The sequence below is a fragment of the Shewanella sp. 38A_GOM-205m genome, from assembly GCF_000518445.1.
In the GTDB taxonomy this organism is placed as follows: domain Bacteria; phylum Pseudomonadota; class Gammaproteobacteria; order Enterobacterales; family Shewanellaceae; genus Shewanella; species Shewanella algae.
Genome location: NZ_KI912438.1, coordinates 111,606 through 124,639, shown reverse-complemented (window position 1 = coordinate 124,639; position 13,034 = coordinate 111,606). Strand labels below are relative to the sequence as shown.

Genomic DNA, 13,034 nt, shown 5'->3' with positions numbered 1-13,034 from the left:
GAAATCTGTTCCCCTGTAGTTCAGTCGGTAGAACGGCGGACTGTTAATCCGTATGTCACTGGTTCAAGTCCAGTCAGGGGAGCCACTTCGATTTTCGCTCAGCATCATATTCTATTCCCCTGTAGTTCAGTTGGTAGAACGGCGGACTGTTAATCCGTATGTCACTGGTTCGAGTCCAGTCAGGGGAGCCACCTCACCTCTTTCTGCGTTTTGTATTTATAACAAATACGTATACAATTTCGACAATCGTCTCGACATTGGTCTGAACTCAGATAAAGATGGGCATTTCGCGCTTTTTTCAACTGTTACTATTATTGGGGTTTCTGGCTACCGGCATGGTGCTGCTACAGCAGGAGCGGCAGATTCTGGAGCAGGAAGGTAATGCCCTGTTGCAGCGATTACAACAAGCGCAGGAGCAAGCCCAGGACGCAGATGATGCCGCAATCCTTTACCGGCAGCTGCAGGACACTGCGCCGCTGCAGTTTTTCCAATATACAGATGACGCCGACGGCCAAAATAATCTTACCAGAGGCAGTTTCCTGCCTGAGATGAACTGGCAATATTATCTGTTGCCGTTGCAACTCGAATCCCGATACCGCTTCGCTTCCGGGCGGATTTTACTTAAGCCCGACCTCAGCCCTCTTAGAGATCAAGGGATCCATACACTCTGGCTCGCAGGATTACGCTTACTGCCTCTTTATCTGGCCCTGGCGCTAATCTTTGCCTTGATGATGGGTCGTCATAAACGCGTCCTCAAATATGCGGCAGAGTATTTAACCAAGATGTCCCAAGGCCAGTTTGATTCTCTGGCACAGAGCCGCTTTCGGGGTGAACTCAAGCCCTTGGGGCAAGCATTGGAGCAAAGTCGGCAGTTGTTCAAGCAGCAGTTTGACAAACTTGAGTCGGAAAATCTGGCACTGAAGAAGCTCGCCTATGAAGATCCGGTAACCGGCTTTGGCACCCGCCAGCACTTCACCGAAAAACTGCAGCAACTGTCTCTTTCCGGCAAATCACAAATTGGAGTGTTAATCCTGGTAAAAGCCACTGAGCTTGGTCATATCAATCACTTGCACGGCCGTCAGGGCGGCGATGACTATCTTGCCCGTGTCGCGGTTTGTATTCGCCGGGCACTTCAGGGCTACAAAAACAGCGAAAGCTTTCGTATTGCCAGCACTGATTTCGCCATCTTTATCCCCTCAATTGTGCTGAAAGACGCGCAAACCTTTGCCACCCAACTCAAGCGTGAGCTGGAAGAGTATCAAGCAGAACTGCAAACAGACTCCATTGCCCATACAGGTATAGTAGCCTACGCCAGCGACAAAGATCCCATGGGTATTCTCGCCATGGCCGATACCGCCGCCAACGTGGCGCAAACCTTGGGCCCTAATGCGGTGCAGTTCCAGGATAAGAATATGCTGGATGAAAAACTCGGGGATAACCGCTGGAAACTGGCCATTGAAGACTTGCTGAAGCGCCGGGCGCTCAAGTTTTACCAGCAACCCATTCAGCCCTGTCGCAGCGAGGTAGATGGCTACCGGGAGTTGTTGGCACGCTTTTACAACAGTGAAGGCAAGTTTCTACCTACAGCCACGGTGATCGCCATGGCCGAACGTCACGGCATGAGTCAGGAACTGGATAAACTGGTACTGCTCAGCGCCTTGAAACTACTGCAGAGCCTGCCAAGCCTCAGCGGTAATATCGGTGTCAATCTGAGCCCGGGTTCAGCCTCCAAAGAAAACTTTATAGCCTGGGCCCGAGATCTGCTCTCCAAACACCCGAGATTGGCCTCAAGGCTGGTGTTTGAGATCAATGAAGCAGGTATGCAGGGCAATCTGGCCGCCAGTCACAAGTTCGTTCGCGCCATGCACAGCGTCGGCTGCAGGGTATCGGTAGAACGCTTCGGCATGGGCTTTACCTCATTCAAATTCTTCCGAGAGGTGCGCCCCGACTATATCAAACTGGATCCCAGCTATACCCAGGCCATAGATGAAGACACCAATAACCAGTTCTTTGTCCGTATGTTGGTCGATGTGGCCCGTCGCAGTGGTGTCAGGGTGATAGCCTGCGGCATCGAGCGTCAGGAAGAGAAGATGGTGGTGGAGAAATTGCTGGTCGATGGCATGCAGGGCTTCTACATCGCCAAGCCACAACAGTTGGATCCCGCCGAAATGAACAGAAATTAATGCCATTTATGGCCAAATACGGGCGCAAAGAAGGTAAACCCTGCTTTCTATATGTTGTTTATGACCACTGAAACACTGATAATAACCGCTAAGAAATCACAACGCCTGTAATGAGATGAGTGAGTATCTCCTGTTGTTGATTGGCACTGTGCTGGTCAACAATTTTGTATTAGTGAAATTCCTTGGCTTATGCCCGTTTATGGGGGTGTCCAGCAAGCTGGAATCTGCCATAGGTATGTCCATGGCAACCACCTTTGTCATGACCTTGGCAGCCATTCTCAGCTATCTGGTCAACCAGTATCTGCTGCTGCCATTCGATCTGGGCTACCTGCGCACCATGAGCTTTATTCTGGTTATCGCCGTGGTGGTACAGTTCACCGAAATGGTGGTACAGAAAACCAGTGCGACTCTGCATAGGGCGCTGGGAATCTACCTGCCGCTTATCACCACCAACTGTGCCGTGTTGGGTGTAGCCCTGCTGAACATCAATGAAAACCACGATTTTATGCAGAGTGCCATCTATGGTTTTGGCGCTGCCGCCGGGTTTTCACTGGTGCTTATCCTGTTTTCGGCGATGCGCGAACGTCTGGCAGCGGCCGATGTCCCAGCGCCTTTCAAAGGCAGTGCCATCGCCATGATCACCGCCGGCCTGATGTCGCTGGCCTTCATGGGCTTTACCGGTTTAGTCAAATAGAGTTATGTCTTCCATGCTAATTGCAGTCATTTTATTGTCTCTGCTGGCGCTGGTATTCGGCGTTTTACTCGGCTTCGCCGCCGAGAAGTTTAAAGTTCAGGGCAATCCGATAGTGGATCAGGTCGAAGCCCTGTTGCCACAAACCCAGTGTGGTCAATGCGGCTACCCTGGTTGCCGCCCCTACGCCGAGGCCATAGCCAACGGCGAGAAGATCAATCGCTGCCCACCGGGCGGTACCGCCACCATGGAGAAACTGGCCGATCTTATGGGGGTCGATCCCGAGCCTCTCGATGCCAGTGTTGAAACCCAGGTCAAAAAGGTCGCCTACATTCGTGAAGAGGAATGTATCGGCTGTACCAAGTGTATTCAGGCCTGTCCGGTAGACGCCATTATAGGAACGGGCAAGCTGATGCACACAGTCCTGACCAGCAACTGCACCGGCTGCGATCTCTGTGTTGAACCCTGCCCCGTGGATTGTATCGATATGATCCCGGTGAAACAGGATCTGAAAACCTGGGACTGGCAGCTTAACGCAATTCCAGTGAAGTTGGTGGAAGAGGACAAGCCGTGCTGACATTACTCGAACAGTTGGATAAAGGAACTCAGTGGCGCCTGACCGGCGGAATTCATCCGCCGCAGATGAAAGACCTCTCCAATGGCAGCCCTATTGGGCGTCTACCGCTTGCCAGTGAATTCTTATTGCCCGTACCTCAGGTTGGTGACAGCGCCGTGCTCGAAGTCAAAGTCGGCGACAGAGTGCTCAAGGGCCAAGCGCTGACCCGCGGACTGAGCGCCATGTATCTGGCGGTGCATGCCCCCACCTCAGGCATCATTCGCGCCATAGAGCAAAGACCGAGCAACCACCCTTCTGCCCTGCCGGTATTGACCTGTGTGCTGGAAGCCGATGGCCAGGATCAAGCCATAGATTTTGATCGGCAAGACCTCGCAGCATTGAGCCGCGAGCAGATCCTCAGCCGCATTCGCCAGGCCGGGATAGCCGGATTGGGCGGCGCCATGTTTCCGGCTCACATCAAACTCAACCCCGCCAGTGAGATTGAACTACTGTTGATCAACGGCGTGGAATGCGAGCCTTATATCAGCGCCGATGACAGATTGATGCGCGAACACGCCAGGGAAATTCTGGATGGTATTGAAATTGTTCACGGACTGCTAAATCCCAAACGGGTAATTATCGCCATTGAGGATAACAAGCCCGAAGCCGTACAGGCGATGCAGCAGGCGCTTGATAGCTGCCACCTGCCGAAGGGAAGTATCAGGATCACTGTGATCCCGACCAAATACCCTTCCGGCGGTGAAAAGCAGTTGATCCAGATCATTACCGGGCAGGAAGTGCCTTCCGGCGCCATTCCGGCGCAACTTGGGATAGTAGTGCACAACGTAGGCACCGCCTTCGCCATTCGTGAAGCCGTTTGCCTGGGTAAGCCTCTCATAGAGCGGGTCGTCACAGTGACCGGCGGCAATATTCCAAAGCCGGGTAATTACTGGGTGCCACTGGGCACGCCGATAGCCCATATACTTGAGCAAAGTGGCTTCACCCCCAGCGGTCAGGATACCGTCATCATAGGCGGCCCCATGATGGGCCACACCTTACCCCTTATCAAGGTGCCGCTGCTCAAAGGCAGTAACTGTATTCTGGTGCCATCTGCCAGCGAGATCAGCCCTCCAGCCGAGGAAAAGGCCTGCATTCGCTGCGGTGAATGCGCTCAGGTGTGCCCGGCATCTCTATTGCCCCAGCAACTCTACTGGCACAGTAAAGCCGAAGAATATGACAAGGCCAGCGCCTACAACCTCAGAGACTGCATCGAATGTGGCTGCTGTAGTTATGTTTGTCCATCGGATATTCCTCTGGTGGAGTATTACCGAGTTGCCAAGGCGGCCATTAAGCGTAATCACGAAGAGAAACAGCTGGCCGAGCAGGCCAAGCAAAGATTCGATGCCAGGCTCAAACGGCTGGAGGCCGAGAAACAGGCCCGGGAAGCCAAAGCCAAGGCCGCAGCCGATAAGCGCCGCGCCGCCATGGGCAGTGGTGAGAAAGACGCCGTTGCCGAAGCCATGGCCAGGATTAAGGCGAAAAAAGCCGCTGAAGCCTCTGTAGTGGCCACCGAAAGCCCGGTAGAAAAAGCTGTCGAAACTGCCGACTCGGCAGTTATCCAGCCAAAGGTGGACAAGAGAAAGAGCGATGTCGCGGCAGCGATTGCCAGGGCCAAGGCCAAAAAGGCCGCTGCACAAGGCACGGTTCCTGCTGAAGAAGTTGCTGATACGACTACAGATAATGCAGCTGAAGGCACAACCCCTGGCTCGGACAAGAAAGCTCAGGTCGCAGCCGCTATCGCCCGCGCCAAGGCGAAAAAGGCCGCTGCAGCCTCAGGGCAGGCCGAAACTAGCACTTGCGCCACTCAAGCGACAGCCGACGAAGCAAGCCAAACCGTAAGCGAAGATAGCAAGCAGGCTCGTATCGCGGCAGCGGTTGCCAGAGCCAAGGCCAAGAAAGCCGCGGCTGCATCTGAGTCAACGCCAGCAACGGATTTCGACGGAGGATCAGCACAAGGTGCCGAAGTAAACCAAGTCGCAAGCCAAGCAGCAAAACAAGCTACAAGCGATGACAGCAAGCAGGCTCGTATCGCGGCAGCGGTTGCCAAAGCCAAGGCCAAGAAAGCCGCGGCGGCATCTGAGTCAAGGCCAGCCGCTGATTTTGGTGGGGAACAAGCGCAAGCCGCCGAAGTAAACCAAGTCGCAAGCCAAGCAGCAAAACAAGCCACAAGCGATGACAGCAAGCAGGCTCGTATCGCGGCAGCGGTTGCCAAAGCCAAGGCCAAGAAAGCCGCGGCGGCAAGTGAACAACCACAGGACAACTGCGCAGCAAATACGCCTGTTTCGGCTGAAAGTCGGCCTACAATCGAGTCGACAACCGCTACCGAGCCCACGTCCGCGGATAATACTCCGTCTGATGACAGTAAACAGGCGCGTATTGCCAGGGCAGTAGCCAAAGCCAAACAAAAGGCCAAAGAGAAGGCGCTCAGCGCACAGGAGAAAGATTGATATGGCGTTTAAAATAGCCTCCTCACCCCATGTCAGCCGGCCGCTGCAAACCAGCACTGTGATGCAAAGGGTGCTGCTCTGCGCCCTGCCCGGCCTGGTAGTGCAGTGTGTATTTTTTGGTTGGGGCAGCCTTATTCAGGTACTGCTGGCCGTGATGGTTGCTTTGATTTCAGAGGCCGCCATCCTCAGGTTGCGTAAGCGCAAGGTACTTTCGACGCTGTCGGATAACAGCGCGGCTCTGACAGCAGTTCTTATCGGTATTGCCGTACCGCCACTCGCCCCTTGGTGGATGGTGGTGATAGGCACAAGTTTTGCCATCATCATGGTCAAACAGCTGTATGGCGGTTTGGGAAACAACCTGTTCAACCCGGCCATGGCCGCCTATGTACTGCTGTTGGTGGCCTTCCCGGTACAGATGACCAGTTGGGTCGCACCGGCGACTGTTGCCCAACACTCTCCGGACTTTCTCACCAGTTTGCAGGTGATTTTCGGCGCCAGCCAAGGCAGCGTTGCCGAGTACTTCCAGCTCGGTATCGATGGCGTCACCATGGCGACACCACTCGATACGCTGAAAACGGATCTATCTATGGGAATGACCACTACCGAGAGCCTGCAAAAACCAATTTTTGCCGGCACTATTACCAGTGGCTGGTTTTGGGTCAACCTGGCCTACCTGTGCGGTGGTCTGGTGCTATTGAAGATGAAGCTTATCCGCTGGCATATCAGTGTCGGTGTACTGGCCTCGCTGTTTATCTGCAGCGGCTTTGCCTATGCGCTTGGGCCAGATACCCATGTCAGCCCGCTTATTCACCTGTTTAGTGGCGCCACCATGCTGGCTGCTTTCTTTATCGCCACGGATCCTGTAACCGCGCCGGCCAGCAATCGGGGCCGATTGATCTTCGGCGCCCTTATCGGCTTGATGGTGTACCTTATCAGAAGCTTTGGGGGTTACCCTGACGCCTTTGCTTTTGCGGTGTTACTGGCCAACCTGTGCGCCCCTTTGATCGACTACTATGTCAAACCCCGAGCCTATGGCCATCGCGCCGGACATTGATAGCAAGAGAGATAGACAGTGCAAAAATCCATGTTGAAAAATGGTCTGCTTTTGGGCCTGTTTGCCCTGATATGTACCGCGGTGGTGGCGGTTGTCAATGACAGTACCCGAGATGCGATCCTGGCGCAGCAAAAGTTGGAGCTCAGGCGCACCCTGGAGCAGATCATTCCCAATGAACTGCACGACAATCCGCTCGAGGAAAGCTGCATTCTATTGCAGGATAAAGACGCCCTGGGCACAACTCAGCCCATGCCGGCTTATATCGCCACCCAAGATGCCCAGCCGGTCGCTATTGCCATCGAAACCATAGCGCCGGATGGCTACAATGGTGAAATACGCTTGATCATAGGTATCAAGACAGATGGCACTGTGCTTGGTGTTCGCACGCTGTCGCATCAGGAAACCCCTGGGCTGGGTGACAAGATTGAGCGCAAGAAATCTGATTGGGTGGACGGCTTTATCGGCAAAAAGCTTCAAGGCAGTGATGACAAGGCCTGGTATGTGAAAAAAGACGGCGGTGAAATCGACCAGTTTACCGGGGCGACCATTACCCCCAGGGCCTACGTCAAGTCGATGAGAAACACCCTGGCCTTCTTTGAAGCCAATAAGCAGACCCTCTTTTCGCAATCACAGACATGTGAGGCAAGCCAATGAGTTTATATCGCGATATCGCCTGGCAAGGCTTGTGGAAAAATAACCCCGGACTGGTGCAGATGTTGGGACTCTGTCCCCTGCTGGCAGTGACCTCCACCTTTACCAACGCCTTGGGGCTTGGGCTCGCAACTGCGTTGGTGTTGATAGGTTCCAACACCACTGTATCCCTGGTGCGCAATTTTGTGCCCAAAGAGATCCGCATTCCCGTATTCGTAATGATTATTGCCGCACTGGTGACTGCCGTACAATTGCTGGTTAACGCATACGCCTATGGCCTATACGTTTCGCTCGGTATTTTCCTGCCACTCATAGTGACCAACTGTGTCATCATAGGCCGCGCCGAAGCCTTTGCCTCACGCAACTCACCAATGAGCGCCGCCTTTGATGGCTTAATGATGGGTATTGGCTTTACCTTGGTATTGATGGTGCTCGGTGGAAGCAGGGAAATACTAGGGCAAGGTACCCTATTTGACGGTGCAGAGCAGCTGCTGGGACCTTGGGCTGCGAGCCTGCGCATTGAAGTCTGGCAAGTAGACACTCCCTTCCTACTGGCCATGTTACCGCCCGGCGCCTTTTTGGGAATGGGTTTGCTGATTGCGCTGAAAAACGTGATCGACAATAAACTCGCTGAGCGCCAACCCAGAGTGCAAACTGCCCCTGTGGAGCGCGCCAGGATTACCAAAGTCAACTGAGGTTATTGAGTGAACAAAGACAAGAGACGGGCGATACTCGAACGCCTGCGGGACAACAATCCTCATCCCCAGACAGAGCTGAATTATTCCAGCCCTTTTGAATTACTGGTTGCGGTAACGCTTTCGGCGCAGGCAACCGATGTCAGCGTCAACAAGGCCACTGACAAGCTGTTTCCGGTGGCCAATACCCCACAGGCGATTGCCGAACTCGGGGTTGAAGGGCTGAAGGAATATATCAAGACCATAGGGCTTTATAACAATAAGGCCATCAATGTGGTGGCACTGTCCAAGATCCTTGTAGAGAAGTACAACGGCGAAGTCCCCGAAAACCGCGAGGCGCTGGAGTCACTGCCCGGGGTTGGTCGCAAGACCGCCAATGTGGTGCTCAACACCGCCTTTGGTTGGCCAACCATAGCTGTGGACACCCATATATTCCGGGTCAGCAACCGCACACGCTTTGCGCCGGGGAAAAATGTGCAGGAAGTGGAAGATAAACTGCTCAAAGTGGTGCCGGCCGAGTTCAAAGTTGACGTTCACCACTGGCTTATTCTTCACGGGCGCTACACCTGCATCGCCAGAAAGCCCCGCTGCGGCAGTTGTCTTATTGAAGATCTGTGTGAATTCAAAGAAAAAATCTATCCGGAAGATTAATCCAGAAACGACAATGCCGCCCTAAGGCGGCATTGGCTTACATATTCTTGCTCAGCGCCAATCAAAAAATCTGTACAATCATAGCGGCGAAAACGATTGCAATTACCAAGGTAGATCCAATAGCCATTTTCAATTCTGTAGTCATGCTTGTCTCCTGCATCCAGCTAAGATAGGGTTGACACCATTATTAATGAAGCAGACACAAATACCATGTTTATTTCATGGATTTGTGAACTGGCTATCAAGTTAACGGCGGCCGGAACCACTCTATTTGAGAGTGATTCTCACCTCCCCGGATCTCGCTTGAATATCCACGCTACGGAAGCTCAACTGGGTTTCCGTTATAGAACCAAAAGAGGTAGCAATGTCACAAGTTCTCCATACCATGCTCAGGGTCGGTAACCTTGAACGCAGCATCCACTTCTATACAGAAATCATGGGAATGAAGCTGCTGCGTCAATCGGAAAACCCTGAATATAAATATACCCTCGCCTTCGTCGGCTACGGCGAAGAATCAACCGGCCAGGCAGTCATAGAGCTCACCTACAACTGGGGAACAGAGCAATATGATATGGGTAATGCCTTTGGACATATTGCCATAGGCGAAGAAGATATCTACGCCCGTTGTGAAGCCATCAGCGCCGCCGGTGGCAAGGTTATCCGTGCTCCAGGCCCTGTTGCCGGCGGAACCACTGAAATCGCTTTTGTTGAAGATCCTGACGGTTACAAAATCGAGCTCATTCAAATGAGCTCGGCTGAGCACGGCCTGGGTTAAACCATCAGACATTAAAAAAGCGCCCGAAGGCGCTTTTTTTCATTCCATGATATGGCTTAGAACTTGTAAGTCACACCACCGTAGATTTGACGACCGATAGTGTCATAGACTTCAGGTACCGTACCCGCATCACTACCATTGGACACAAATGAAGGTTCTTCATCAGTTAAGTTCTTAACACCCAGTGAAGCTGTGAAGCCATCCGTGAAGTGATAAGTACCGACAATGTTGTGGTACATTACAGCATCAGCCTTTGCAACCGCAGTGAACGGTTTATCATTCTGATCGTAATCAGTATAGATGTCATCCATCTTACCTATATAACGGTTGTAATACATCAAGCTCCAATCGCCACGACTTGCCTGAATACTGAAGTTGTTACGAACTTCTGCATAAGCACCAAAGTTACCATCGATAGTACCGTCATAGGCAACGCCATCCTGCTCAAACTCCAGCAGATAGGTCAGATCGTTGTTGATTTTCCAATCCAGCCCCAGACCTTCAAAGCTGTAAGCCAGGTTGAAATCGATACCACTGGTATTCTGGCTACCCACATTGGTCAGAGGGTTGGTGAAGTTGGACAGATCGCCATCCATAGTGATCTTGAAGGTATCACAGGCAACCTGGTTACCGGCGTGACAGTCATTCAGACCTTTCTGGGCATCCAGACGGGTAATGGCATTGGTCACCCGGAAGCGCCAATAGTCCAGTGTCAGAGACATGCCATCGATAAAGCGTGGCGAGTATACCAGACCGGCAGTGTAAGACTCAGACTCTTCCGGTTTCAGATCCGGATCTGAAGTGTAGTTAACCAGGATCTGTGGATCTTGTTCATTACCCCATGGATCATCCAGATAGTCATAAGACCCTGTATTACCACCGTAGAGTTCGCTGACGTTTGGCGCCCGGAAACCGGTAGCCGCCACGGCGCGCAGCATCAAATCATCTGTGGCTTCATAGGTCAGACCTATCTTCCAGGTCGTTGCCTTGCCGAAAGTTGAGTAGTCATCGAAACGCAGGGCAAATTCACCGGTCAGTTTTTCAGTGAAAGGTACACTGACTTCCTGATAGATAGAGATAACGTCGTAATTACCATCAGTTGGGTCTTGCTGGGCGGCAGTACCGTCACCGGCAACAATCACAGGATCTGGGTTAAAGTAACCACTGTCGTAACGGTATTCGGCACCGATAGCGAAGCTGACAGGACCGGCACTCAGATCAAACAGCTCACCACTCAATACGCCGGCAACCACGTGTTGTTCGTTACCACCATCATTGCGCTCGGTGAAACCGATGTCATTGATGATCTCTTGAGTCAGCGGGGCACCACTAAGCCAGGCATCCAGATTGTTGTAGACAGAGTTTTCCATCTTCTTGGCATTGATGGAGTTTTCAACCCAGGTATCGGCCTTGTTTTTGCCATAAGTGTAGGAAAGATCCCAAGTCATACCTGTGTTGACATCGAGTGTGCCCTGCAGGCCAATCGAGGCGCGCAGAGTATCGATGTCCTGGTTGTAGATACGAGGGCCTACATCATTGGTACGGCGACGGTAGTTAACACGGCCGGTTTTATCGGCCTTGATGCCGGCGTCCAGCATGGACTGATCCAGGGTGATACAACGGTCAGGATCTATCCCTGTTTGGCCACAAACACCCAGCATAATATCGGCAGGCTGAGCGGCCATTTGCTGATCTGACTTACGCTTGGTGTACAGAATATCACCTGTCAGTACCAATTCATTGCCCAGCTCCTGGATCATGTTGGCAAACAGACTATAGCGTTTACTAGGCGTCTGGAACCAGCTGTCTTGGGTATAGTCGTAACCTGTGCTGCGCTCAACCCAGTTGCCGTTGGCATCTTTAACCATACCAGCCAGAGAGCCGGTTGGAATGAAGGAACTGGCACCTGGCTCGGTCCAGTCACGGTCGCCCTGAATAACACCGCGACGGTCAGAGTAAGCTGCACCAAAGGTATAGTTACCGCCGTTGTCTGTGTTGAAACCGTACAGCAGGCTCAGTTCGCCGTTTTCACCGTCGCCCTTATCGGTTCCGCTGCCGTTGAAATCCAGCTGGAAGCCTTCAAAATCTTTCTTGGTGATGATGTTGACCACACCGGCAATAGCATCTGAGCCGTATACCGCCGAGGCGCCATCCTTAAGAATCTCTACCCGGGCAATCATCGCTACTGGGATTGAGTTCAAGTCCACTGCACTGTCTGCACCTGAGCCTGAGTTCACCATACGGCGGCCATTGAGCAGTACCAGAGTACGTTCAGCACCCATACCACGCAGATCAACCTGAGCCGCGCCATTGGCACCATTGTTGGTGGTTGAACCTACAGCCGCACCGGCCATAGAGGTCTGAGCCTGCAGCAGTTGATCAACAGAAGTGAAGCCTTCTGCACGAATGGCATCGGCACTGATCACTGTCACTGGAGAAGCGGTTTCCATATCCTGACGCTGGATACGTGAACCTGTTACTTCGATACGTTCTACCTTGGCACCGTCTTCTGCGGCGTAAGCCATCTGAGACACAGATGCAGCTCCCGTTGAAACCGCAGCAAACAGAGCCAGCCTGACTGCGCCAGTCAGCTTATTGGTTCTTGTCATTTTAAACTCCCTTACTTCCTGGTTTGTTTTTATTTTCACCGCGCTTATTAACACGGCGTTGCCAAGATACTGTCGCCTCGTTTCAACATCGTCAATAACAGGATTTTAATCTGACAAACCCGCAAATGTTTAATTTATGTTTTGCATTTGTTTTATTTAATGACAAATAGAACCTACCTATCCTACAGCGAATAGATATGCAGCCAATTACCGGGAGTTGTTAAAAAATAAACTTTGATTTTTTGTTAATTTCCAGAATATTAATTAACATTGCTCATCTCAAAAAGTGTGACGTGCATCACATTTTTAATTATTTCCACACTGATACATCACAGTAAATAGTCGAAATTTTTCTCAATACAATTCCCTGCTTTGAATCATCGCAAAAGCCTTAATTGCATATACAACAAGCCAGACCAGTCACATTTGGTAAGTAATAAAACGATACAGATAATACATTTGTTGCAATCTTGTTTTATTTTGAGGGCACCCCAAACTGCTTTGGTAGTCTTTTATGCTGCAAACAACAGGATTTAATCGGCAGATAAATGGTCAATAAAACAAAAATCAGAGTAGATTGTTAAAATGAAAGGTAATTTAAGATGATGACACCTATCGAAGATAGGCGCGCAAAAACGGGCAGAAAAAAGGCCGGAATATAT

Annotated in this window: 10 protein-coding genes and 2 tRNA genes; 11 read left to right on the top strand and 1 reads right to left on the bottom strand. The window is 51.8% G+C overall.

The genetic code is table 11. From position 1 onward, the window contains the following. The first annotated feature begins 9 nt into the window (after positions 1-9). The 11 genes from N512_RS0120315 (at position 10) to gloA (ending at position 9,763) form a co-directional block, all read left to right on the top strand. Positions 10-85 (top strand) — tRNA-Asn (locus tag N512_RS0120315). Positions 86-115: 30 nt separating this feature from the next. Beyond that, positions 116-191: transfer RNA gene (locus tag N512_RS0120310), tRNA-Asn, on the top strand. Positions 192-278: 87 nt separating this feature from the next. After that, the gene (locus N512_RS0120305) at positions 279-2,183 is read left to right on the top strand and encodes an EAL domain-containing protein (RefSeq protein ID WP_028781492.1); all 1,905 of its coding nucleotides are present in this window, start codon (positions 279-281) and stop codon (positions 2,181-2,183) included. A 115-nt stretch (positions 2,184-2,298) separates the two neighbouring features. After that, positions 2,299-2,877 (top strand): electron transport complex subunit RsxA, encoded by a 579-nt coding sequence (gene rsxA, locus N512_RS0120300; RefSeq protein WP_025010232.1) that lies wholly within the window; start codon positions 2,299-2,301, stop codon positions 2,875-2,877. Between the two features lie 4 nt (positions 2,878-2,881). Next, a complete protein-coding gene (rsxB, locus tag N512_RS0120295; protein WP_025010231.1) occupies positions 2,882-3,451 on the top strand; it encodes an electron transport complex subunit RsxB in 570 nt (189 codons plus the stop codon). Beyond that, the gene (gene rsxC / locus N512_RS0120290) at positions 3,445-5,937 is read left to right on the top strand and encodes an electron transport complex subunit RsxC (protein ID WP_028781491.1); all 2,493 of its coding nucleotides are present in this window, start codon (positions 3,445-3,447) and stop codon (positions 5,935-5,937) included. The genes rsxB and rsxC overlap by 7 nt, the downstream gene beginning before the upstream one ends. A gap of 1 nt (position 5,938) precedes the next feature. Next, on the top strand, positions 5,939-6,991 hold the full coding sequence (rsxD, locus tag N512_RS0120285; RefSeq protein ID WP_028781490.1) for an electron transport complex subunit RsxD: 1,053 nt from the start codon (positions 5,939-5,941) through the stop codon (positions 6,989-6,991). An 18-nt stretch (positions 6,992-7,009) separates the two neighbouring features. After that, positions 7,010-7,645: an electron transport complex subunit RsxG gene (rsxG, locus tag N512_RS0120280; RefSeq protein WP_197021479.1), complete on the top strand. Its 636-nt coding sequence runs from the start codon at positions 7,010-7,012 to the stop codon at positions 7,643-7,645. After that, a complete protein-coding gene (locus tag N512_RS0120275; RefSeq protein WP_028781488.1) occupies positions 7,642-8,337 on the top strand; it encodes an electron transport complex subunit E in 696 nt (231 codons plus the stop codon). The genes rsxG and N512_RS0120275 overlap by 4 nt, the downstream gene beginning before the upstream one ends. Positions 8,338-8,346: 9 nt before the next feature. Further along, the gene (nth, locus tag N512_RS0120270; protein ID WP_028781487.1) at positions 8,347-8,988 is read left to right on the top strand and encodes an endonuclease III; all 642 of its coding nucleotides are present in this window, start codon (positions 8,347-8,349) and stop codon (positions 8,986-8,988) included. A gap of 364 nt (positions 8,989-9,352) precedes the next feature. Continuing rightward, positions 9,353-9,763 (top strand): lactoylglutathione lyase, encoded by a 411-nt coding sequence (gene gloA, locus N512_RS0120260; protein ID WP_025011617.1) that lies wholly within the window; start codon positions 9,353-9,355, stop codon positions 9,761-9,763. 56 nt (positions 9,764-9,819) lie between these two features. Here the strand turns inward: gloA and N512_RS0120255 are convergent, their stop codons facing one another. Next, entirely contained in the window at positions 9,820-12,372 is a 2,553-nt protein-coding gene (locus tag N512_RS0120255) for a TonB-dependent receptor plug domain-containing protein (protein WP_028781486.1), read from the bottom strand. Positions 12,373-13,034: the final 662 nt, after the last annotated feature.

What these genes read in the sequence shown, in the direction of transcription:
- rsxD (WP_028781490.1), top strand. Translation starts at nt 5,939, where the DNA reads ATGGCGTTTAAAATAGCCTCCTCACCCCATGTCAGCCGGCCGCTGCAA.
- N512_RS0120255 (WP_028781486.1), bottom strand. Translation starts at nt 12,372, where the DNA reads ATGACAAGAACCAATAAGCTGACTGGCGCAGTCAGGCTGGCTCTGTTT.
- rsxA (WP_025010232.1), top strand. Translation starts at nt 2,299, where the DNA reads ATGAGTGAGTATCTCCTGTTGTTGATTGGCACTGTGCTGGTCAACAAT.
- N512_RS0120275 (WP_028781488.1), top strand. Translation starts at nt 7,642, where the DNA reads ATGAGTTTATATCGCGATATCGCCTGGCAAGGCTTGTGGAAAAATAAC.
- gloA (WP_025011617.1), top strand. Translation starts at nt 9,353, where the DNA reads ATGTCACAAGTTCTCCATACCATGCTCAGGGTCGGTAACCTTGAACGC.
- rsxB (WP_025010231.1), top strand. Translation starts at nt 2,882, where the DNA reads ATGTCTTCCATGCTAATTGCAGTCATTTTATTGTCTCTGCTGGCGCTG.
- N512_RS0120305 (WP_028781492.1), top strand. Translation starts at nt 279, where the DNA reads ATGGGCATTTCGCGCTTTTTTCAACTGTTACTATTATTGGGGTTTCTG.